Consider the following 21380-nt stretch of genomic DNA (forward strand, 5'->3'; position numbering starts at 1 on the left):
ACAACCACTATCGTTTACGACCGCGTCCAAGACCCGGCACCGGCCGGAATCGCATGAGGAGCGATCCTTCCAATGGCAAAGCAGAAGTTCGAGCGCACGAAGCCCCACCTGAACATCGGGACGATGGGCCACATCGACCACGGTAAGACCACGCTCACCGCGGCGATCACCAAGGTCCTCGCCGAGCGCGACCCGAGTGGGACCAAGTTCAAGGCGTTCGACGAGATCGACAAGGCCCCCGAGGAGAAACAGCGGGGCATCACGATCAACATCTCCCACGTCGAGTACCAGACGCCGAACCGTCACTACGCGCACGTGGACATGCCCGGCCACGCCGACTACATCAAGAACATGATCACCGGCGCCGCGCAGGTCGACGGCGCAATCCTGGTGGTCGCCGCGACCGACGGCCCGATGCCCCAGACCCGTGAGCACGTGCTGCTCGCCCGCCAGGTCGGCGTTCCCTCGATCGTTGTCGCTCTCAACAAGGCGGACGCCGTCGACGACGAGGAGCTGCTCGAGCTCGTCGAGATGGAGGTCCGCGAGCTCCTCAACGAGTACGAGTTCCCCGGCGACGACACCCCCGTCGTGCGAGTCTCCGCGCTCAAGGCGCTCGAGGGCGACAAGGAGTGGGAGGAGAAGATCGTCGAGCTGATGCAGGCGGTCGACGACTTCGTCCCGGAGCCGGAGCGCGCGGTCGACCGGCCGTTCCTCATGCCGATCGAGGACGTGTTCACCATCTCCGGTCGCGGCACCGTGGTCACCGGCAAGGTGGAGCAGGGCCAGGTGAAGGTGGGCGAGGAAATCGAGATCGTCGGTCTGCGACCGACCCAGAAGACGGTCTGCACCGGCGTCGAGATGTTCAACAAGCTCCTCGACGAGGGCCGGGCCGGCGACAACATCGGTGCCCTCCTGCGCGGGATCAAGAAGGAAGAGGTCGAGCGCGGCCAGGTTCTCTGCAAGCCCGGCTCGATCACCCCGCACACCCAGTTCGAGGCGCAGGTGTACGTCCTGACCAAGGAGGAAGGCGGCCGCCACAAGCCGTTCTTCAACAACTACCGGCCTCAGTTCTACTTCCGCACCACCGACGTGACCGGTTCGATCACCCTCGCAGAGGGGACCGAGATGGTCATGCCCGGCGACAACACCACGATGACCGTGGAGCTGCAGAAGCCGATCGCGATGGACGAGGGTCTGCGCTTCGCCATCCGTGAGGGCGGCCGAACCGTCGGCGCCGGTAGCGTCACGAAGATCCTGAAGTAGTGAAAAGAGGGACCGTCGCAAGGCGGTCCCTCTTCTTGTCCCGTTAACGCATCTTGACAACCCGCAACTCGAGAGGTGATAGCCGTGGCTGACGGCAACAAGCAGCGCATTCGCATCCGCCTCAAGGCCTACGACCACGAGATCCTCGACCAGTCGACGAAGAAGATCGTCGAGACCGTGCTGCGCACCCAGGCCAAGGTGCGTGGACCGGTCCCGCTGCCCACCGAGCGCAACCGGTTCACGGTCATCCGCTCACCGCACAAGTACAAGGACAGCCGCGAGCACTTCGAGATGCGGGTTCACAAGCGGCTTCTGGACATCGTCGAGCACACGCCCAAGACGGTCGACTCGCTGCAACGGATCGAGCTGCCCGCCGGCGTGGACATCGAGATCAAGATACAACAGAATTAACGCTCCCAGCGTCGGGTAACCGCGCTCAGTGGCTGATCCAGCGTTTCTGCTCCCGCTACACGAATCCGGACACCGCCCGTCAATACCGGGCTGAGCTGAGCGCCCTGTTCGCCCATTGCGGAGCATCGCATCCGCGGGCCCTGACCGACGCCATGGTCAACCACTGGGTGGCCAAGTCCCGGGCCAACAACACGAGGCGCAACCGCCTCGTCCGGGTGTGCACGTTCCTGCGGCCGGCATGCGGGTTGCGGAGATCATCCGCCTGACAATCGGTGACCTGCACCTAGGCCCGGAGCCGACCATTAAGTGGATCGGGAAGAGGAAGCGTCCTCGCAAGGTGGCCGTCGGTCCGACCATGGCCGATCTGCTCTCCGACTACCTGGAGCGCTACTCCGCTGCGGTTGGCCGACCACTGTCCCGTGGTATGCCGGCAGAAGACCGGCGGGGGAGTCGGACTGATCTCTTGGGGTCGCCCGTTCAAGACTCCGGCGAGCGTCGCCAAACTGGTGCGTCTGCGCGCCGAGGAAGCGGGGCTCGGCCACATGAGCCCCCACGATCTGCGCCGGACAGCAGCCGGGATCCTGCACCGGGCGGTCTCCGAGGACGGAGCCCACTACTTCGATCTGCTCGACATACAGAAGGTGCTTGGGCACGCCAACCCGGCGACGACCATGCGCAGCTACATCGATCCTCTCGATAACGGGGTGATCCGCCGGGCGGCCCAGGTCCTGGACTAACTGACGGGGCGGCCTCACCGCCCTGCGGGCGGCCGGCCGCCAGCATCCGGTCGTGGTCACCGTAGATCGCTCCAGATGCGACGGCCCTCGTTGCTGCCGCTCGTGCCCGCTTGCGGATCGCAGCTTCGTACGAGCGGGCGTAGAGCTTCCCGTACTCGTCGGGGCCGACACCGCCCACGGTGAGGCCCTGCCAGTGTTTGCTCTTCTTGGCGTCGTTGCTCACCGGCCTCCCTCTTGCCCGCTTACGCATAGCGTCGAGAAGCGTGAGGCGTTGGTTCAGCTGGTGCCAGACGTCCTGTTCGACCTCGAGCAGCTCGATGGTTGGTTTGAACCCGGCCCGGTAGCCGAACGTCCCGAAATATCGACCGACGGTGCCGAAGCCATCCGGTGGGACCTTCTGGCCTGCCTTGGCAGCTTCGCCGGCCATGTAGGCGGCGATCGCAGAAGGTCGCATGCCAGTGGCCACGCCGTCGTCTTTGGCGTAGAAGACGGTGCGCACGTTGACACCCCGCCGGATTCGAACCGGGGCGACGATCCATACGACCGCGAGCTTGATCACTACGAGGTGGTTGGAGCCGCTCGTGGTGATCGAATCGCCAGGTAAGACGTTGACTCCCGCTCCGAGGTGGGCTTGCCATCGGAGGAGCGATTCGGCTTTGGCGTCGAAGAGCGACGCCGGGCCGATGGTAAGCGAGCGACGATCGTGGCGGTACCCGCTGGGAAGCTGCCCCGAACGCGTCGCGCCCACCTCGGAATATGAGAAGGCCGCACTTGACGCGCCGGTCAAGAGTCGATCGCATTCTTCGTCCGAAGGTCGACGAAGGTGGAACATGTCGAATTGCTAGCACGGAAACCTGTACGTCAGGTCGTAACCTGGTCTTGTGGGAGTCGTCCGCTCCGAGCTGTTGGTCTTCGACGGCGACTGCGGATTCTGTACCTTCTCTGCCGAGTGGGTTGCCCGGAGCTGGCCCCCTGGGCCGCGAGCGGTTGCCTGGCAGCATCTGGGAGCCGATGGCCTAGCGGCGGTGGGGCTGAGCCCGGCCCAGGCGCAGCAAGCGGCCTGGTGGGTCGATGGCATGGGGCATCTGTTCAGAGGGCATCGAGCCGTCGCCAAGAGCTTGAGGGCCTGCAGAGGGCCGAAGAAAGCCGTCGGCATCATGATTAGCAATCCGCCCCTTTCGTGGGTCGCCGCTGCCGTCTATCCGCTGATCGTCAGATATCGATATCGACTTCCAGGGGGAGCACCTGCTTGTCGAGTCACACCCCCTGACTGACGAACGGTTACCAGCGCTGACTAACGGTCGACCGTCTCGCAGAACTACAAGGACCCACCTCTGGAGGAGTGACCTCGATGTAGGCGACGACGTCCTCGTTCATCGGGAAGATCTTCATGTACAGCTTGCGGCCAAGACCGAACGCGGCAGCCAACGTGGTTTCAGCGTGAGCCATCTCGTCAGCCGGCAGAATCCGCGCGCTACCGAGCAGAACTGGACCCGTCGGCTTCCCTCGCACGGTGGACGCTGAGATCAGCACTGTCGGATCGTTCCGGAGGCGCTTGACCTTCCAGCTCTTCGCGCCTGTTTGCACGTACGCCCGGCCCTCCGAGTCCAAGGCCATCCACACTGGTGATGGGACTGGGTCGCCGTTACCTCTGAAGGTGACGAGAAGGCCGTACTTGTGTCGTCGCAGCTGGTCGAAGGACCCGGTTGCGGCATCATCTCGGCGCACGTTGAATGCGGCCGGATGTCGCATCCGGTTGTAGATCCGGTCCATCGCGTATGCCATCCGCTCGCCGGATCCCATCCCGGGCGACCTCGGTTTCGGGGTAGCGGAGTCTGGCATCAGTGACGGCCTTCGGGTCGATCAGGTCGGTCGGAGATCACAGTGCAGCCCGATCCGCTCCGACTGGAACCGATGGACAAGTCGTGGTCAGCGGTTGCTGGGTGGTCCAGTCCACTTGGAGGTTCTCCATCAGTAGAGCTGAGTCGAGTGTGCACGAGCCGGCTGGAAAGAGCTGTCGGTCATCGAAGACGCTTGAGCACATCTCTGCGACTTGGACGGGTCGGGCAGCCCAGCTGTCACTCGACAGAGCGACGGCATCGAGATGATCGGAGCGTGTCGATGGTGAGTAACCGAGACTGCCCAAGCAGAAGAACGTTGTCGCGTCCTGTACCCAGTCGAACAGTCGCCCCCCGAGTTCTTCACTCGAATTGGCTCTGACGTGGAGTTGAGTCTGTCCATCGCGGCTGTCGACTGAGATGTCGAGGCCGGAGTGTTCCTCAGCGACCGAGAACTGCGCGAGATGATACCGGCCTGGGAAGAGCCGGCCTCCTGCGATAGATGTGAGTAGAGAGTCCGTGTCCCGTCGTGGGACGTACACGCCTGTCCTGGTCTCATCGTGGTCGTCCCATTCAACTGCGTAGCGGTGGGCCACGTTTTCGCTCCGGATGCCAAGGATCCTGGGCAGGTAGGCAGGGCGGGTGTTGGCCAATCGGATGAAGCAGACACCCCCGACCGCCCAGCCGCGTACCAGTTGAGGGCGCAAGGGCGACGGCAGCTGCTTGGACACCAGTTCAGGATCGATGCGGTAGTTGACCAACAGACGTCGTTCGATCGTGCAGTTGATCGTCTGGCTAGTCATGCTCGAACCTCCTCGTTCTCGGCTGATTCGGATGTGGCTCGACGCTTGCGTCTGTGACGAAGCACCACCTGTTCTGGGCAGACTGTGGAGAGGAACTGGCCCACGCAAACGGCAAGGCGCTCCTCGACCAGGGAGTAGAAGATTCGGTTGGCTTCTCTCCGTTCGTTGACCAGCCCGGCCGACTTCAGGACCGTGAGGTGACGGGAGATTGACGGGGCGCTGATGGTGAAGCGGCTCGCAATGTCGCCGGCGCTCAACTCCCCGTCTCGGAGGTCCTGGAGGATCTGGCGTCGGGTTGGGTCGGCAAGTGCTCGAAAGACGCCGGTGTCATCAGCCATAAACGCAATTTAGCTAATGTGCTAATAAGAAAACCAGACAAGTCTCTGATTTCTTTGGGCTGATCGGCGGCACGCCCGGTAGTTCCGCCGCCTTCGGCGGCGCTTCGCACGGCCGCCTGGAGGCGGCCGCTTGACTCGGGACGAGTTTGAACAGCGTCGATGGCTCCGGAGGCCGTCACATGGCGTTCGTAGCCTCAGTTCGTGAAGGTACGAGAGGTGATCCAGATCCTGGAACGGGGCGGTTGGCGACTGGTCCGCCAGACCGGCTCACATCGCCAGTTCCATCACCCCGATCGTTTGGGGACCGTCACGGTCGCAGGGAAGCTCAGTGACGAGGTGCGTCGGGGTACGCTGAACTCGATCTGGCGGCAAGCCGGTCTGTCGGAAGGGAAGCGCCGTGGCTGAATATGTCGTGGTCATCGAGCATGAGGACGGCGCCTGGGGTGCCTACGTGCCGGACCTCCCTGGCTGCGTCGCTGTTGGGAAGAGCCGTGATGAGGTGGAGCGTCTGATCGCCGATGCGATCCCGTTGCACATCGAGTCCATGCGGGAGCAGGGCGAACCGGTGCCCGCTCCGACGGCCGTTGCCTCTACCAAGGTCCAGGTCGCATGAGCGCCGGCCATGGGGTCGAGGACGAAGCTCGTGCAACTACGGTTGTATATCCCCTTTTCAGGGGATCAAGATACAGACCAATTAACGCTACATGTAGCGGGTGACCGCGGTGAGTGGTTGACTCTCTGGGAGCTGCCCGCCTGGTTCGCCAGCCGCTACACCAACCCGAAGACGTCCTACCAGTACCGGGCGGGGTTGACGGCGCTGTTCGGGCACGTGGGGTTCTTCGCCTCAAGCGACGATTTCGCCGTTGGCCGCCTTGAGCCGGAAACGACTTGCCCGCCCTATCCTTCGAACTTCTCAGCCATCTGCAACTCCTTCCGATTGCGGAAGAGAGTGCAACGATTGTAGATCAGCCGGCGGACAGGCTCAGAAGAGGGGCGACCAGCTGCTCGTCCGGAGCAGCTTGCTCTCCCACTGGTCCCGAAGAGCTAGGGCCTCGTGCATATACGTACCCGGGGCCCGCTGTTCCGGCCGGGCCTCCCTGCTCAACAATTTCGTGAGCGCCGCCGGTCTGAGAATCTTCTGCCACAGCATCGCCTCGCGGCGCTGATGGGTGCCATGCGCCGGCTGGAAGCACGCCTGAATGTCGAGCAGCTGCTGCCCGGGGGACGTCTTTTCCATCGGCGCGTAGTAGATGTCGTACCAGCCCTGGATGTAGACGTCCAGCGGTGCATAGGGCCATCCCGTGTCCTCCATGAAGAGACTCGGTTCGTGCAGCCTCCCGTCCACTGGCACGGACCCCAAGTCGACTTCTTGCAGCGGCGACCAGTGGACGGGGACGAGCACCTTCCCGACCACGTCGTGGCGGAGGTTGTCGACCTCCAGCATCCACGACTTGAGGTCGCCCTTCTGCACGCGCTGGATCAGGTCCTCCCAGGCCCGGCCATCTTCGACCGCGGTGATCGTCACCACGTTGTAGGACACGCCGCTTCCGAGGGCATGATTCGTGTACCACAGCAACCGGGCGTAATCGCTCTTGGCCATCGTCGGCATCCAGTAATCACGGTAGGCGGCTTCGAATTCGCCCTCTTTGGCGCCTTGCACCCTGTGAACCTCGTGCAAAAAGAGCATCGTCAATCTCCTCTCGATCAGTACAGCGGCGACCAGGACGAAGTCCGCAGGATCCTGCTCTCCCACTGATCGCGCACCGCCAGGGCGTCGTGCATCCACGTCCCGGGTTCCCGGCTCTTCGGTGAAGCTTCCCGGGCGAGGAGACGCTCCAGGCGATCGAGGTCGTGGATCTTCTGCATCAGCACGACCTCGCCGCGAACGTGGGTTCCGAACGCCGGCTGCAGGGCGATCTCGATGGAGAGAAACGGTACGGACCGCGCGAAGCCGAGGTTCTTGGAGTAGATCGAACCCGACATCTCGATGTACTCCTGCAGCTTGCCCGCGTACGGCCACATGGTGTCTTCCATGTACAGAGTCAGGTCGTGGCGGCGCCCGTCACTGGGGATGGCATCGAGATCGAATTCCTGCACGGGCGACCACTCCAGCGGGACCAGGACCTTGCCGACCACGTCGTGGCGGAACGTGTCGACCTCTCGCATCCACGACTGGAGATCGCCCTTCTGCACCCGGCGGGCGAGGTCCTCCCAGGCCTGACCATCCTTGATGGCGGTCACCGTTACGACGTTGTAGGACACGCCACTTCCGAGGGCATGGTTGGTGTACCACAGCAACCGGGCGTAGTCGCTCTTGGCCATCGTTGGCATCCAGTAATCCCGGTACGCCGCTTCAAACTCCTCCTCCTTGCGTCCCACGACCTTGTGCACCTCGTGAAGGAAAAGCATCTCGACCCTCCGATCCGGCAACTCCCCCGCAACTTTCGGTGAGGATAGCGGGCTCACTTAACGGGGGTACTGCCCTCGTCGTGGTGCCCCTGGTCGAGATCGTCGATGAGCCCACCGCTGTCTGCTTCAGATCATCTCGAGCTGCCTAGCTCAGATAGGCTGCCCCGGCCTTGGCGAGACTCAGGGACACCGCGGCTCGCGACTGGCCCTGCGGTGGGTCGCCATCCCTTGGTCTCGAGTGCTCGAATCTCTTGTCGAGATCCCGCAACTTCGCAGCGTTCTGGCGCTCGATCCTTGCGATCTCACGCGTGTCTTGGAGATAGCGACTCTACGTTCTCGGTCCCCTCTCGTCGCCACGGCGAACGAGGTTGCGGACGAGGTGCGTGCAACTACGGTTGTAAATCCCTTCCAGGGATCAAGATCCAGACCAACTGACTCCTTGGGCTGCCGCTGCCGCGCCCTCGTAGATCACAAAGAGCCGTAAGCCTCTGGTAGTTGGGCCGACCGCTCGGACACAGTGCGGTCAGGGCCCTAGCGAGAGGTTGAACGCCATGCGTTTGTCAGCCCTGGAAGCGGCTTTCCTCTATATGGAACGCCCGACCACCCCCATGCACGTGGGGAGCATTGCGATCTTCGACGGGCAACCGTGGCGGGACAGCCGTGGCGAACTGGACCTGGCCCGTCTGCGCCGGTACGCGCGGGACCGCCTGACCGGCATACCGAGGCTCCGCCAACGGCCGGTATGGCCGGCTGGCCGGGCGGGCAGGCCGAGGTGGGTGGACGACCCCGACTTCCACATCTCCCGCCATGTCCGGTCAATCTGCCTGGCGGCTCCGGGCACTGAGGAGCAGCTGCTCTCGGCCGCCGAGGACATGCTCATGCCGCTCCTCGACCGCCGCTACCCGTTGTGGGAGCTGTGGTTCGTCGAAGGGCTGGAGAACGGCCGGGTCGCTGTGGTCGAGAAGATTCACCACGCCCTTGTGGACGGCATTGGCGGCGTGGACCTCGCGGTGATGCTGATGGACTCCGAGCCGTCCCCCGCGAGACCTGCGAACGACGGCGCCGTCGTGGCCGCCCGCGTTCCGAGTCGCATCGGACTCCTGTCCGCCACCGCAGCAGAGGCCCTGCGAGAGTCACCCGAGCTCGCGTTGCGCACCGTCGGCAGCCTGACGCATCCGCTGAGAGCGGCACGATCCGCCCGGAGCATGGTCAGTGCCTTCTCAGCCGTGTCCCGCCCTCTCGGCGGCGGGGACATCCGAGCCCCGCGCGTATCCATAAACGGACGGGTGGGCGACGAACGTTCCTACCAGGTCGTGCGGCGGCCGCTGGGAGGGACCAAAGAACTGGCCCACGCCCTGGGCGGAACCGTCACCGACGTGGTCTTGTCCGCCGTCGCCGCCGGCCTCGGATCGCTTCTGGCTGCCCGTGGGGAAGGTGCCGACAAGATGAGGGTTCTCGTGCCGATATCGCAGCGGGGAGACGACGAGCACGACCTCCTCGGCAACAAGGTCACCGGCATGGTCGTGCCTCTCCCAGTGGCACCGATGGAGCCGCTCGAGCGCTTCCGGACGACCCACGATTCGGTTCGCTGGACCAGAAGTGCGGGTGAGGGAGAGCTCACCAGCACTCTTCTGCAGTTCTGCGAACACGTCCCCGAGCCGTTCATCGCGGGAATCAGCCAGCTCGTTCACCACCAACCCATAGTCAATCTTGTGGTGACGAATGTCCCTGGGCCCAGCAGCCCGCTCTATCTGATGGGCAGCCAGATGCTAGAAGCGTTTCCAATCGTCCCGCTCGCGGGAAACCTCACGCTGAGTATCGGGATCCTCTCCTACCTCGATCAGCTGACGATTGGCCTGTGGACAGACCGTCGCCGCTTCCCAGATCTGCATGTGCTCGCCCAAGGGATAAGGCAGGGCTTCGACGACCTCGAGGCCGCGCGCCCGCCAAAGGAGCCGTCAAGCCATGAACCAACCGAACCAGCAACCGAGCCCGACCATGAACGGATCAGACGCGGTCCTGTGGGCCATAGAAGCGGACCCAAACCTGCGATCGACGGTGACGGTGGTGGTGCTGCTCGACCGGCCACCACTCTTCGACGACCTGCGGCAGCGGGTAAGGGAATGCACCGAGTCCTTCCCCCGCCTGCGCCAACGGGTCGCTGAACCGAGCCTCGGCTTCGGCCTGCCGCGTTGGGTGGACGCCACTGATTTCGACCTGGACGCGCACGTCCACCTGGTCAACGGCGGCGGGACGGACACCAGAGGCGTGCTCGCGCTCGCCGCGCAGAGCGCCCGCAATGCGATCGAGCGGACGGCGCCGCTCTGGCAGATCATGGTCGTCGACGAGATGGAAGGCGGCACGGCCGCGGTGATCCTGAAGTTTCATCACTCCCTGACCGACGGCGTGGGTGGGATGGAGCTCATGCTGTCCCTTCTCGACTGGTCACGCGACCCCGGCGGCCACATCCGGTCCGAGCCGCCGCCCGTGGCCCCGGCGAGAGGCTCGCTCCTCGGCCAGCTCCTCGGGCGGATGTCAGCAGGGACTCGCGCTGTTAGCGGACTGCCCGCGGCGGCTCTGCGATCGGCCGCGCGCCCACTGGATTCTCTGGCGACCACGTGGGCAACCGGCGAATCGCTGGTGAAGCTGCTCACGCCGGGTACGAAACGTCTCTCGCCCGTCTTCAAGGCCCACAGCGACAGGTGGCTGTTCGACACCTATGAGCTGCCCATGGCCGAGCTGCGGCGGGCGGCCGCGGCGGCAGGAGGGACCGTAAACGACGTCTTCATGGCTTCGGTCGCCGGAGGTCTCTACCGCTACCACAGCAAGCTGGGGCACGAGATTACGTACCTCCGCGTCAACCTCCCCGTCAGCTTCCGCAAGTCGGGAGACCCGGTGGGCGGCAACCGCTTCACGCCTGTCAGGTTCGTCGTGCCCGTCGACGAACCGGACCCCCGCGAGAGGGTTCGGCAGCTCGGGACCCTCTGCCGGCAGTGGCGCGCAGAACCCGCCCTGCCGATGACCGAGGCGATCGCCGACGTGTTGAGCCGGCTGCCCGGCCCGGCGACGACCGCCCTGCTCGGATCGATGATGTACGGCGTGGACTTCGTCGCGACCAACGTGCCGGGAATAGACCAGCGCTGCTACATCGCCGGCGCCGAGGTCCTTCGCCAGTTCGCGTTCGCCCCGTTGGCGGGAGCCGCCGTCAACTTCTCGCTCGTATCGCACGCTGGCACCGCCTGCATCGGGGTCAACATGGACGAAGCATCCGTGCCAGACCCGGATCTCCTCATGGCCTGCCTTCGAGACGGCTTCGACGAGGTGACCGCGCAAACCGAATAAGAGCCGTTCGCCTCTCTCGCTTGCCCGGGAGACGCGCTCATCATGGCCTTGATGTATCCGGCGTCCCCCACATGGCTGTTGACGGAGCGAAGCCCCGGTGATGCGTCCGCCCCCTACGTGGCAGACATCACCTCGGCGGGTCGCTCATTGCCGGTGCGGCACCTGTCATCCGAGGATTTGATTGCCTCCACCCGACACCACACGGGAATCGACCTGGAGCGACTGACCGGCATCCGGGAGCGGCGGGTCGTGAGCCCCGACGACGACTCGTTGACCTTGGCCGTCGCCGCGGCAGCCGATTGCCTGGAGCGCGGCGGTGTGGAGGCCCCCGAGCTGGACGCTTTGGTCAGCTGCAGCATCACCAAGTACCGCGACGGTACAACCCAGTGGCTCGAACCGGCGATGAGTTCCGCCGTCGCCCATCGAATCGGAGCCACGAGGGCCGTCACGTTCGACATCGCCAATGCCTGTGCGGGGATGCTGACCGGGGTGTTCGTCCTGAACAACTGGATCCGCCGTGGCGCGATCCGGAGAGGCCTGGTGGTGAGCGGGGAGTCCATCTCGGGCCTCGGGCGCAATGCCGCTCACCACGTCCGCAACATCATGAGCAAGGAGCTCGCGTCGCTGACGCTGGGCGACGCAGGAGCCGCGGTGGTCGTCGAGCGCAGCCGGGATGGCTCCCCGGGCATCAGCGTCGCCGGTTTCACCACCGTCGCCGAGCACTCCCGGCTGTGCCTCGCGTACCCAGCCGTCCATGAGCCCGGTGCACGGATGTTCACCCGCTCTCAAGCCCTGCAGAGAGCCGCAATCAAGGACACCCCGGTCCTGCTGCAGGAAGCCCTCGACGTCGCCGGGATTGACATATCGCAGGTGGACCACGTGATCCCGCACCAGACATCGGCGCGGGCGATCCGGAAGGGGATGGCCCACGTCAGCGAAGTCCTGGGCGCCGGACCGCGCAACGACGCCGTCGTGACCGTCGACCACTACGGGAACACAGCGTCGACCACCCACACCGTCGCGCTGATCGACGAGCTGTCGGGAGGGCGCATTGCACCGGGGGACCAAGTGGCGTTCGTCGCTATCGCGTCGGGTCTGGTGATCGGCGTGGTGCTGTTCCGCGCGAGCGAAGGACTGGTGAGGAGCCATGGCGACACGGATTGACGGGCTCAGCCTTGTGACAGGAGGCTGGAGGTCGCGCCACAGCGCGCTGAGGCTCTCGGTCGACGCGTGTCGCGCTGCTCTCGGTCGGTGCGAACTGACGCCACAGGACGTCGGGCTTCTCATAAACGCCGGCCTCTACCGGGACGGCAATCTCGGAGAACCCGCTCTCGCCCCACTGATCCAAGACGACATCGGGGCGAACCCCGAGGACCCGCACCCGGGCACTGCGGGCACCTTCTCGTTCGACGTCGCCAACGGTGCGTGCGGCCTCCTGAACGCCCTCGAGATCGCGGACGGGTTCTTGAGGAGCAGGACGGTTCAGACGGTTCTCCTGGTGGCGAGCGACGCGTCTCCCTCACGCCGCTTGGCGCCAGAGTTCCCGTACCTACCGGGGGGCGCTGCCGCCGTCTGCCAGTGGACGGCGGACGAAGTGGGGATCGGCCCGTTCAAGTGGCACAACGCTTTCGACGAGGGCAGCACCTTCCGGGCAACCGTCGGCTTCGAGGGAGGCCGCAACGTCTTGCACATCGTGGAGGAAGCGGACTTCGCGGAGCGGGCGGCGGAAGCCGCCGTGGCTGCGGCTGTCGAGCTGCTCGAAGACAACCACCTTGCCCCCGAGGACATCGATCTCATCGTGGCAAGCCCGGCGCTGCCCTCCTTCGCCAAGAGGGTCGCTTCGGAGTTGGCGAAGCCAGAGGAGGCCGTAGTGACAGACCCCGGCCCCTGGCACACCGTCGGGTTGTTCGCAGCTCTCGCCCGCGTCCAGCGGGCCGGTCGGTTGCGCAGCGGGACCAACGCCCTGCTGTTGTGCGCGGCCGCAGGTGTCAATGCCGGCGCGGCCTTGTACCGCGCGTGAAAGGAGAATCTCCATGCTCACGAGGACCAAAGGTTTGATCGGGCTAGGGGTAGTCCTTGCCGTAGTCGCAGTAGGGCTACGGTTCGTGGGCGGTCCTGTTCTGGTCAGGTATCCCCTCAACATCAACCAGACGCTGCACTACCACGGGACCGCCACGGTCTACGTGAATCCCGCAACCGGGCTACCGCTCGCGCAGCCGCTGCGCGTTCCACTCACAATCGACCGCCAGGTCAAGGTCGTCAGCGGCACCTTCTCGCACGCCGTGATCAGCGAGAAGACCACAGCGACTTTCGCCGGCAACTCCAGCACGCAGACCTACCAGTACTACATGAACCGGCGGAACATGCGGCTCGTGGACGGACCGCAGTCGTATGCGTTCGGTGATCCGGCCCAGTCCATGGCAACCGGTGGGAGCTACCGGATCAACTTCCCGACCGGCACGACAGCAGGCAAGACCTACGAGGCCTGGGCTCCTGAGACCGGCACGACGATCCAGGTGAAGGCGGCAGGCGGGGCTCAGCGCGAGCCAGTCTCGGGTGACCGGCTTCTCACCTTCTCGACGAACCTCGACCACCCCGTGGCTCCGTACTACCTGGCGTACCTGAAGAGCACAGGAATGCCGGCCTCGATCCCGGCCGCGACCGTGGCCGCGGAACTCCAGGCGTCAGGCGTGAGCGTCCAGCAGGTTCTCCAAGCTGTCGCTCCGCACCTGTCGGCATCTCAGATGGCGACTTTGCAGGCCGCCTTCACCAAGTCGATCCCTCTCTCGTACTCGTACTTCCAGCACGGATATGTATCCGTTCAGCCATCGACCGGCGCGGTCATCAAGGGGGGTAGCAGCAGCGAAGGCGTGGCCGCGACCCCCGACCTGAGCTCGCTCGCTCCTGCCGAAGCCGTGCTGGCACCCTATGCCTCGCTACCGCAGGTCCAAGCCTTGGCCAAGGCGGCCGCAGCCATGGGCCGACCGCAGGTCGTGCTCCAGATGTCCTACAGCGAGGACGCGGCCTCCATCCGGGCTGCCGATCGCATCGCTGACCATCAAGCTGCGCTGATGTCACTGATTGAGTGGCAGCTTCCCGCCTTGGTCGGAGCGCTGGCGCTGGCGGTACTCATCCTCGCGGCCGCGTGGCGGCCGCGGCCCCGCACGACGCCCGCCGAGGCGACGGTCGAGGCGAAGACCCAGACAAGGAAGGCGGCATGACCATGCAAACCATCGAAGCGCCCGCTGGCGGCGCGGACCGCGCCGGTGGGACGAGCCGAAAGGCGCCAACCATCGTCTCAGCGCTAGTGGCCAACGCCACGCTGAGACCCGACCGTCCGGCGATGCGCTACCGCGACGCCGGCGGGTCGTGGAGCACCATCACCTGGAAGGAGTACGAGACCACGGTCAGCCAAGTGGCGGCCGGCCTCGCGGCACTCGGTCTCGAGCCGGGCGCCCGGGTCGCGATCCTCGCGTCGAACTGCCCCGAGTGGCACTTCGCGGACCTGGGAATCCTCGCCAACCGTTGTGTCACGGTGCCGATCTATCCGACTAGCTCCCCAGCGCAGATCAGCTACATACTCCGTCATTCGGGGGCGTCGATCTGCTTCGTCGACACGCACGACCAAGTGGGGAAGGTGCTCCTCGTACGGGACGAAGTCCCCAGCCTGAGATACCTGGTTCTCACCGACCACGCCCGCCGCGAGTCCGACACGTTCGTTACGAGCTTCTCCGAGCTGACGGCCATCGGTGCCGACCACTTGGGGGAGAATCATTCCGAGGTGACCGGACGGATGCAGGGCGTCGTGCCTGAGGACCTCGCCACGATCGTCTACACGAGCGGGACCACCGGGCCGCCCAAGGGGGCCATGATCACCCACGAGAACATCATGTGGACGCTCCGCCAGGTCACCCCGGTATACGGCCTGACCGAAGGCGAGCGCTTCATCTCGTTCCTTCCCCTCAGCCACATCGCGGAGCGCATGATGAGCGACTTCACCCCGATCGCGGTGGTCGGAGAGACGTGGTTCGCGCGCAGCCTCGCCACGCTCGCCGAGGACCTTCCCTCCTGCAGGCCGACGGTGTTCCTCGCGGTTCCGAGGGTGTGGCAGAAGCTGCGCTCCGCTATCGAGGAGCAAGTCAGCAAGCAGCCGCCGCCGGTCAGGACCGTGTTCTCCGCCTACCTCGCTCTGGGCCGGCGAGTCGTGAAGGCCCGCCAGCGGGGTGATCGACTTCCGGGCGCAGTGATGGCCGCCTACCGGGCACTGGATGGAGTTGTGGGAGCACAGATTCGCCGAACCGTGGGCCTCGATCACGCCCGGATCGTCGTCAGTGCTGCGGCGCCGATACATTCCGACCTGATCGAGTGGTTCCACGCCGTCGGGTTGCCGATGCTTCAGATCTACGGCCAGACGGAGAGCTGCGGTCCGACCACCGCCAACCGGATCGACCACAACCGCATCGGCACCGTCGGTTCGGCCCTGCCGGGCATGACAGTGAGAGTCGGAGCCGACGGCGAGGTCCTTCTCAAGGGTGGCAACGTTTGCCTGGGCTACCTGGACGACCCCAAGGCGACGGCGGAACTCATAGACGAGGACGGTTGGATGCACTCCGGAGACGTCGGCGAGTTCGACGACGACGGGGATCTGCGGATCACGGGCCGTAAGAAGGACCTCATCATCACGGCTTCGGGCAAGAACGTCGCACCGCAGGAGATCGAGAGCGATCTCTGCAACGACGCTCTCATCTCAGAGGCCGTCGTGGTCGGGGAGGGCAGGAAGTACCTGACGGCCCTCGTCACCTTGGACGGCGAGGAGCTCTCTCGTTGGGCTCAGGGTCGCAACAAGCTCGACGACCTGGAGGCGCTGACCGAGGACCCGGATCTGATCGGCCACGTCCAGCAGGTCGTGGACAGTGTCAACGCTCGCCGCTCGCAGGCAGAGTCGGTGCGGAAGTTCCGGATACTGCCCCGGGACCTCACCGCGGCGTCGGGAGAACTGACGCCGACCATGAAGGTCAAGCGGTTCGTCGTCTACTCGCGCTACGCGGGGCTCATCGACGGGATGTACGGAGCCGGCTGACCCCGGTGGTCACCCCCGGCCGTGGACGTATCGGGCCCACCAGGGGCTGATGTCGATCCCCGACCAGGCGGTGAGGTGCGCTCCCAGGCCGTCGGTGGTGGCGGGTCGGCCCGCGTTCACCCGGTACCACTCGGCCATCGCCAACCGGAGCCGTTCGGGCCCGCCGAACAAGTGGGCCAGCCCGGCGAAGAGCCGGTATCCAGCCGTGTACGCCTCACGGGGGGTGTAGCGAGCCCAGGGGCTCGAGGGATACAGCTCGACCGGCTCCTCCTCGAGCCCGAACTCCTCGACACCGAAGCGGGGCCGGTCGGGTTTCGAGGACGTCGCCCACGTCGCCCACGCCTCGTCGATCCAGCCGTCAGCCGCCCGGGCGGGTTTGACGCCCCGCCCGAACCAGCTGTGGAACACCTCGTGCTCGAGAGCGCCGACCGACGCGGTGGTAGCGCCGTCGTACTCCATCCCGCGCTCAGGCTCCCACAAGAACGCCCAAAAAGTGTCGCCATGCACCCACGGGCCATAACGAGCAGCCATATACGCCAACCATGCCTTCACGTCCGCCTCGCACGCCGCTATATCAGCGTCGACGTCCCGGAACCGGCCGCAGACAATTCCCAAAGACCGGGTGCGGCCAGGGATGGTGATGGCGCTTCGTCGCAACTCGACCTCGTCCGCCGGGGCCAGGACGAGCATGGGGGATAGGGCGGTGAAATGCGCCGGGTAGGAAAGCTCCCAGCGTGAGCCTCCGCTGGCGTCCACGCCGCCGGTGTTGGCGACGAGCGAGTGGGGGCGGTCGTTGCGCAACAGCTCGATGGTCAGATTGAGGGTGAACTGGTCGTGAACCAGCGGGGCGGGCAGCCACATCTCGAGGTACCGTCCCGGCTCGAGGTCCGACATCCAAAAATCGAACCGCACACCGCCTTCGGCCCAGCCGATCGGCTCCGCCCCCGTGGCGGCAGGGGTGTTCAGCCGGTAGCCCAGGTCGAGCCTGTGCTTGCTGCCCGCCTCGAGGCTCGCGTCGAGGACGCGCATCTCCGCACCCGGGCCGCCTCCGAGATCCATGGCCGGTAGTGCCGTCGACGGGAGGTCTTTCCCATCCAGACGGACCCACTCCACGTCCTGGCGTAGGTCCAGCGCCGGGTGCCCGGCCACCTCGCCGGCCAGGAACTCCACCGAGGCCTCGACGGTCGCCACCTGCTCCACCACGTCGAAGCGGATCATCGCGTCGACCCGCTCGACGTCGGGCGCGACCACCCTGCGCCCGTCGACGATGACGGGGTTGGGCGACAGAACCTGGGGCACGCCGCAAGTCTGGCCGATCCGCTGGCTACTCGCGGGTTGGTTCCCTGCTGGCGCAGCGTGCCGGGCGAGTGGCTATACTGACCAGCCGTCCGCAGAACCGATGTCCGCGGGTGTCCGCAGGGCCTTCCTTGACGGATCGTCCTCCCGGAGACCCCGCGGCGAAAACTAACGAGCGCTCCGCTCGGTTTTGACCGGGCGGAGCGTCCGCGTGTGAGGCGGCCGCCCTTCTTCGGGAGCGACGGTCCCCTCCGCCACGACCCACAGGAAAGAGCCAGCTGTGCCATCGAAAGCGATCGTCGGCGAGAAAGTCGGCATGACCCAGGTCTGGGACGACCAGAACCGCGCTGTCGCGGTGACCGTCGTGCGCGTGACCCCGGTTCGTGTCGTGCAGCTAAAGACACCGGACCGCGACGGGTACTCGGCCGTGCAGGTGACCTACGGAACCCGCAAGGCCCGCACGCTCAACAAGCCTGAAGCCGGGCACTTCGCAGCGGCCGGCGACGGCATCGACCCGGGCAGGTCCCTGGTAGAGCTGCGCGTCGCCGACACGAGCGATTACAGCGTCGGCCAGGAGCTGACCGTCGATCTGTTGGCCGCCGGCGACAAGGTTGACGTCACCGCGATCAGCAAGGGCAAGGGCTTCGCCGGCGGCATGAAGCGGCACAACTTCAAAGGACAGGGCGCCAGCCACGGTAACCACAAGCACCACCGGGCGCCTGGCTCGATCGGCGCGTGCGCCACGCCCGCCAGAGTGTTCAAGGGCACCCGGATGGCGGGCCAATACGGCTCGGCGAAGGTCACGACGCTGAACCTGGAGGTCGTGCAGGCCGATGGTGACCGCAACCTGCTGCTGCTCAAGGGTTCCGTCCCCGGTCCCCGCGGCGGGATGGTCCTCATCCGCGACGCCGTGAAGGGAGGCAACTGATGGCGCTGACTGTCGATGTGCGCGACGTCACGGGTTCGACGACCGGGTCGGTGAACCTCGACGAGACGCTGTTCGGCATCCAGCCGAACGTGCCCGTCATGCACCAGGTCGTGACGGCGCAGCTCGCCGCAGCTCGGTCCGGCACGCAGAGCACCAAGACCCGTGCCGAGGTCTCCGGCGGCGGCCGGAAGCCCTTCAGGCAGAAGGGAACCGGTCGCGCCCGCCAGGGTTCCGAGCGCGCCCCGCATTTCGCCGGCGGTGGCGTCGCCCTCGGGCCCAAGCCCCGCAGCTACCGCCAGCGGACGCCGAGGAAGATGGTCCAGCTGGCGCTGCGGTCTGCGTTGTCGGACCGGGCGTCGGAGGGGAAGGTCGTCGTCGTCGGGTCGTGGCCGTGGGACGTACCCAGCACCAAGGAGGCCAAGTCGGCGCTGGCCGCTCTCGGTCTGGATGGCAGGGTGCTCCTGGTGCTCTCCCGCAGCGACGAAGAGGCGTACAAGTCGTTCCGCAACCTGCCGGGGATCCAGCTGATGCTCGACGAGGAGCTCAACGCGTACGACATCCTCTGCAACGACTGGATCGTTTTCACCAGCGAGACCCTGCCCGGTGGTTCGCCCGACGGTGCGGCCGCCGGCTTGACCGGCGGATCCGCTGAAGCGGATCAACGACCGGCCGATTCCGCCAGCGCCCCCGCGCCCGCACCTTCCAGCACCGCGGCTGACAAAGCCGAACTCGAGGACGGCGAGGAGGCCGGCGAATGAGCGGCGACCCACGCGACGTGATCATCAGACCGGTGGTCTCGGAGAAGTCGTACGCCCTGCTGGACCAGGGTGTGTACACGTTCGTCGTCCGCCCGGATGCCAACAAGATCGAGATTCGCCACGCCGTCGAGAGCATCTTCGGCGTCAACGTGGTCAAGGTCAACACGTTGAACCGCCCCGGCAAGCGCAAGCGCAACCGCCGGATGCAGACCTTCGGCAGGCGCGCGGACACCAAGCGCGCAATCGTGACCCTGGCGTCCGGGCAGTCGATCCCGATCTTCGAGGGGAACAGCTGATGCCTCTTCGCAAGCGCAAGCCGACGAGTGCGGGCCGTCGTTTCCAGACGGTTTCGGACTTCCAGGAGATCACCAAGACAAAGCCGGAGAGGAGCCTCCTCGCCCCCAAGCCGGGCACCGGAGGGCGCAATGCCTACGGCCGCAAGACGGCGCGCCACCGCGGCGGCGGTCACAAGCAGCAGTACCGGATCATCGACTTCAAGCGCACCAAGGACGGTGTGCCGGCGACGGTTGCGGCCATCGAATACGACCCCAACCGCAACGCACGGATCGCGCTGCTCCACTACCACGACGGCGAGAAGCGCTACATCCTCGCCCCGTCGAAGGTGACCGTCGGCGACGTCCTGCAGAGCGGGCAGGGTGCTGACATCCGCCCGGGCAACGCCCTGCCGATGCGTTACATCCCCGTGGGTTCGGTCGTGCACAACGTCGAACTGAAGCCGGGCGGCGGCGGCAAGATCGCCCGTGGCGCCGGCATGAGCGTTCAGCTCGTGGCAAAAGAGGGCGCCTACGCGACCCTCAGGCTCCCATCCACCGAAATGCGCCGCGTGCCGATCGACTGTAGGGCGACGCTCGGCGAGGTCGGCAACGCAGAAGCCGAGCTGGTGAGCATCGGCAAGGCTGGACGCAACCGCTGGAAGGGCGTGCGGCCGCAGACTCGCGGCGTCGCCATGAACCCTGTCGACCACCCCCTCGGTGGTGGCGAGGGCAAGAGCTCCGGCGGCCGCCATCCCGTTTCGCCGTGGGGCAAGCCCGAAGGTCGTACCCGCGACCGCACCAAGCCGTCCGAGAAGCTCATCGTCCGCCGCCGGCGCACGCGCGGCGCCCGGAGGTAGACGTAGATGCCGCGTAGCCTGAAGAAGGGTCCGTTCGTGGACGACCACCTGCTGAAGAAGGTGGACGACCTCAACTCCCGCAACGAGAAGCGGGTGATCAAGACCTGGTCCCGTCGTTCGACGATCATCCCGGACATGGTCGGCCACACCGTCGCCGTCCACGACGGCCGCAAGCACGTGCCCGTCTACATCACCGAGTCCATGGTCGGCCACAAGCTCGGCGAGTTCGCCCCCACCCGCACGTTCCGCTACCACGCGGGGCAAGAGAGGCAGGGGAGGCGCTGATGCCTGGTCTCAAGACCAACGAGCGCGAAGGCACCCGCGCGGTTCTGCGCCACGCCCGCCTATCTCCGTACAAGGTTCGCGAGGTCCTGGATCTCGTGCGCGGCAAGCCGGTGCACGAGGCCGAGGACATCCTCCGCTTCTCGGACCGCGACGCCGCCATCGTCGTGGGCAAGGTTCTCCGCTCGGCGGTCTCGAACGCCGAGAACAACGACGAGCTCGATCCAGAAGAGCTCTTCGTCTCGGCCTGCTACGCGGATGAGGGGACGACCATCAAGAGGTGGCGCCCGCGTGCCCGCGGCCGGGCCACCCGCATCCGCAAGCGCACCAGCCACATCACGGTCATCGTCAGCCGGCTCCCCGAAAGGGAGTTGCAGAGGCTGCAGGCACGCCGGCGTGCGGAGCAGCTCGCGCAGCGCGCCCGACGGGTTGCCGGCGCACGGCGGGCGGAGGGCGACACCCGTAGCCGCGCGCAACGGCGTGCCGGGGTGTCGGTGGAAGAGCTTGAAGCCGAATCGGAAGTCGAATCCGCAGACACCGCAGCGATTTCCGAAGTCGAATCCGCAGATGCCACGACCGATCGTCCCGCCGAGGGCGGACAACGATCAGCCGAAGCGGTCTCCGGCTCCGACTCCGAGGACTCCAGCCCCTCGGCTGTGGACGTCGAAGGTGAGGCGGAAGTCGGTGAACCGACTGAGGCGATGGTGGAAGAGGCGGAAGAAGCCGCCGACGCGACGACTGATGAGACCGACACGACGGATGA

Annotated in this window: 22 protein-coding genes and 1 pseudogene; 17 read left to right on the plus strand and 6 right to left on the minus strand. The window is 65.8% G+C overall.

What is annotated here, in order from left to right:
- The first annotated feature begins 72 nt into the window (after nucleotides 1-72).
- The 3 genes from tuf (at nucleotide 73) to VNF71_11620 (ending at nucleotide 2411) form a co-directional block, all read left to right on the plus strand.
- Nucleotides 73-1263: an elongation factor Tu gene (gene tuf, locus VNF71_11610; protein ID HVA75198.1), complete on the plus strand. Its 1191-nt coding sequence runs from the start codon at nucleotides 73-75 to the stop codon at nucleotides 1261-1263.
- An 84-nt stretch (nucleotides 1264-1347) separates the two neighbouring features.
- Complete coding sequence (gene rpsJ / locus VNF71_11615) at nucleotides 1348-1674, plus strand: 30S ribosomal protein S10 (GenBank protein ID HVA75199.1); 327 nt, start codon at nucleotides 1348-1350, stop codon at nucleotides 1672-1674.
- 401 nt (nucleotides 1675-2075) lie between these two features.
- On the plus strand, nucleotides 2076-2411 hold the full coding sequence (locus tag VNF71_11620; protein HVA75200.1) for a tyrosine-type recombinase/integrase: 336 nt from the start codon (nucleotides 2076-2078) through the stop codon (nucleotides 2409-2411).
- 1281 nt (nucleotides 2412-3692) lie between these two features.
- Here VNF71_11620 and VNF71_11625 read toward each other — a convergent pair.
- Genes VNF71_11625 through VNF71_11635 form a run of 3 tightly spaced genes read right to left on the minus strand, consistent with a single transcriptional unit; the run spans nucleotide 3693 to nucleotide 5390 of the window.
- The gene (locus VNF71_11625; protein ID HVA75201.1) at nucleotides 3693-4253 is read right to left on the minus strand and encodes a PPOX class F420-dependent oxidoreductase; all 561 of its coding nucleotides are present in this window, start codon (nucleotides 4251-4253) and stop codon (nucleotides 3693-3695) included.
- Nucleotides 4254-4290: 37 nt separating this feature from the next.
- Nucleotides 4291-5052, minus strand: coding sequence for a DUF2071 domain-containing protein (locus VNF71_11630; GenBank protein HVA75202.1), 762 nt, complete (start codon nucleotides 5050-5052; stop codon nucleotides 4291-4293).
- Nucleotides 5049-5390 carry a metalloregulator ArsR/SmtB family transcription factor gene (locus VNF71_11635; protein HVA75203.1) on the minus strand — a complete coding sequence of 114 codons (342 nt, stop codon included), beginning with the start codon at nucleotides 5388-5390 and terminating at the stop codon, nucleotides 5049-5051. The genes VNF71_11630 and VNF71_11635 overlap by 4 nt, the downstream gene beginning before the upstream one ends.
- Before the next feature lie 201 nt (nucleotides 5391-5591).
- On the opposite strand from VNF71_11635, the gene VNF71_11640 reads away from it, so the two are divergent.
- Together VNF71_11640 and VNF71_11645 are read left to right on the plus strand one after the other, a co-directional pair.
- Nucleotides 5592-5795: a type II toxin-antitoxin system HicA family toxin gene (locus VNF71_11640; GenBank protein ID HVA75204.1), complete on the plus strand. Its 204-nt coding sequence runs from the start codon at nucleotides 5592-5594 to the stop codon at nucleotides 5793-5795.
- A complete protein-coding gene (locus VNF71_11645) occupies nucleotides 5788-6003 on the plus strand; it encodes a type II toxin-antitoxin system HicB family antitoxin (protein ID HVA75205.1) in 216 nt (71 codons plus the stop codon). The genes VNF71_11640 and VNF71_11645 overlap by 8 nt, the downstream gene beginning before the upstream one ends.
- A gap of 369 nt (nucleotides 6004-6372) precedes the next feature.
- Here VNF71_11645 and VNF71_11650 read toward each other — a convergent pair whose 3' ends face one another.
- Both VNF71_11650 and VNF71_11655 read right to left on the minus strand, forming a co-directional pair.
- On the minus strand, nucleotides 6373-7077 hold the full coding sequence (locus VNF71_11650) for a hypothetical protein (protein HVA75206.1): 705 nt from the start codon (nucleotides 7075-7077) through the stop codon (nucleotides 6373-6375).
- A 17-nt stretch (nucleotides 7078-7094) separates the two neighbouring features.
- A complete protein-coding gene (locus VNF71_11655) occupies nucleotides 7095-7799 on the minus strand; it encodes a hypothetical protein (protein HVA75207.1) in 705 nt (234 codons plus the stop codon).
- Nucleotides 7800-8350: 551 nt separating this feature from the next.
- Between VNF71_11655 and VNF71_11660 the strand changes: the two genes are divergently transcribed.
- Genes VNF71_11660 through VNF71_11685 form a run of 6 tightly spaced genes read left to right on the plus strand, consistent with a single transcriptional unit; the run spans nucleotide 8351 to nucleotide 16221 of the window.
- Nucleotides 8351-9964: a wax ester/triacylglycerol synthase family O-acyltransferase gene (locus tag VNF71_11660; GenBank protein HVA75208.1), complete on the plus strand. Its 1614-nt coding sequence runs from the start codon at nucleotides 8351-8353 to the stop codon at nucleotides 9962-9964.
- Nucleotides 9858-11141 (plus strand): wax ester/triacylglycerol synthase domain-containing protein, encoded by a 1284-nt coding sequence (locus VNF71_11665; GenBank protein HVA75209.1) that lies wholly within the window; start codon nucleotides 9858-9860, stop codon nucleotides 11139-11141. The genes VNF71_11660 and VNF71_11665 overlap by 107 nt, the downstream gene beginning before the upstream one ends.
- A gap of 51 nt (nucleotides 11142-11192) precedes the next feature.
- Complete coding sequence (locus VNF71_11670) at nucleotides 11193-12305, plus strand: 3-oxoacyl-[acyl-carrier-protein] synthase III C-terminal domain-containing protein (GenBank protein HVA75210.1); 1113 nt, start codon at nucleotides 11193-11195, stop codon at nucleotides 12303-12305.
- On the plus strand, nucleotides 12289-13161 hold the full coding sequence (locus VNF71_11675) for a 3-oxoacyl-[acyl-carrier-protein] synthase III C-terminal domain-containing protein (protein ID HVA75211.1): 873 nt from the start codon (nucleotides 12289-12291) through the stop codon (nucleotides 13159-13161). Before VNF71_11670 ends, VNF71_11675 begins: the two co-directional genes overlap by 17 nt.
- 13 nt (nucleotides 13162-13174) lie before the next feature.
- Nucleotides 13175-14362, plus strand: a complete 1188-nt coding sequence (locus VNF71_11680; GenBank protein ID HVA75212.1) for a porin PorA family protein — start codon at nucleotides 13175-13177, stop codon at nucleotides 14360-14362.
- Complete coding sequence (locus tag VNF71_11685; GenBank protein ID HVA75213.1) at nucleotides 14359-16221, plus strand: long-chain fatty acid--CoA ligase; 1863 nt, start codon at nucleotides 14359-14361, stop codon at nucleotides 16219-16221. The genes VNF71_11680 and VNF71_11685 overlap by 4 nt, the downstream gene beginning before the upstream one ends.
- Before the next feature lie 9 nt (nucleotides 16222-16230).
- On the opposite strand, the gene VNF71_11690 is transcribed toward VNF71_11685, so the two are convergent.
- Nucleotides 16231-17520 (minus strand): hypothetical protein, encoded by a 1290-nt coding sequence (locus VNF71_11690; GenBank protein HVA75214.1) that lies wholly within the window; start codon nucleotides 17518-17520, stop codon nucleotides 16231-16233.
- Nucleotides 17521-17812: 292 nt separating this feature from the next.
- Between VNF71_11690 and rplC the strand changes: the two genes are divergently transcribed.
- From rplC to rplV, 6 genes and pseudogenes are all read left to right on the plus strand, one after another.
- A complete protein-coding gene (gene rplC, locus VNF71_11695) occupies nucleotides 17813-18445 on the plus strand; it encodes a 50S ribosomal protein L3 (GenBank protein HVA75215.1) in 633 nt (210 codons plus the stop codon).
- On the plus strand, nucleotides 18445-19203 hold the full coding sequence (rplD, locus tag VNF71_11700) for a 50S ribosomal protein L4 (GenBank protein HVA75216.1): 759 nt from the start codon (nucleotides 18445-18447) through the stop codon (nucleotides 19201-19203). The genes rplC and rplD overlap by 1 nt, the downstream gene beginning before the upstream one ends.
- Entirely contained in the window at nucleotides 19200-19499 is a 300-nt protein-coding gene (rplW, locus tag VNF71_11705; GenBank protein ID HVA75217.1) for a 50S ribosomal protein L23, read from the plus strand. The genes rplD and rplW overlap by 4 nt, the downstream gene beginning before the upstream one ends.
- A complete protein-coding gene (gene rplB, locus VNF71_11710) occupies nucleotides 19499-20335 on the plus strand; it encodes a 50S ribosomal protein L2 (GenBank protein HVA75218.1) in 837 nt (278 codons plus the stop codon). Before rplW ends, rplB begins: the two co-directional genes overlap by 1 nt.
- Before the next feature lie 6 nt (nucleotides 20336-20341).
- On the plus strand, nucleotides 20342-20620 hold the full coding sequence (rpsS, locus tag VNF71_11715; GenBank protein HVA75219.1) for a 30S ribosomal protein S19: 279 nt from the start codon (nucleotides 20342-20344) through the stop codon (nucleotides 20618-20620).
- A pseudogene (gene rplV, locus VNF71_11720) lies at nucleotides 20620-20970 on the plus strand (50S ribosomal protein L22). Before rpsS ends, rplV begins: the two are co-directional and overlap by 1 nt.
- The last annotated feature ends 410 nt before the right edge of the window (nucleotides 20971-21380 follow it).

It is taken from the genome of Acidimicrobiales bacterium (assembly GCA_035533095.1).
In the GTDB taxonomy this organism is placed as follows: Bacteria; Actinomycetota; Acidimicrobiia; order Acidimicrobiales; family Palsa-688; genus DATLUM01.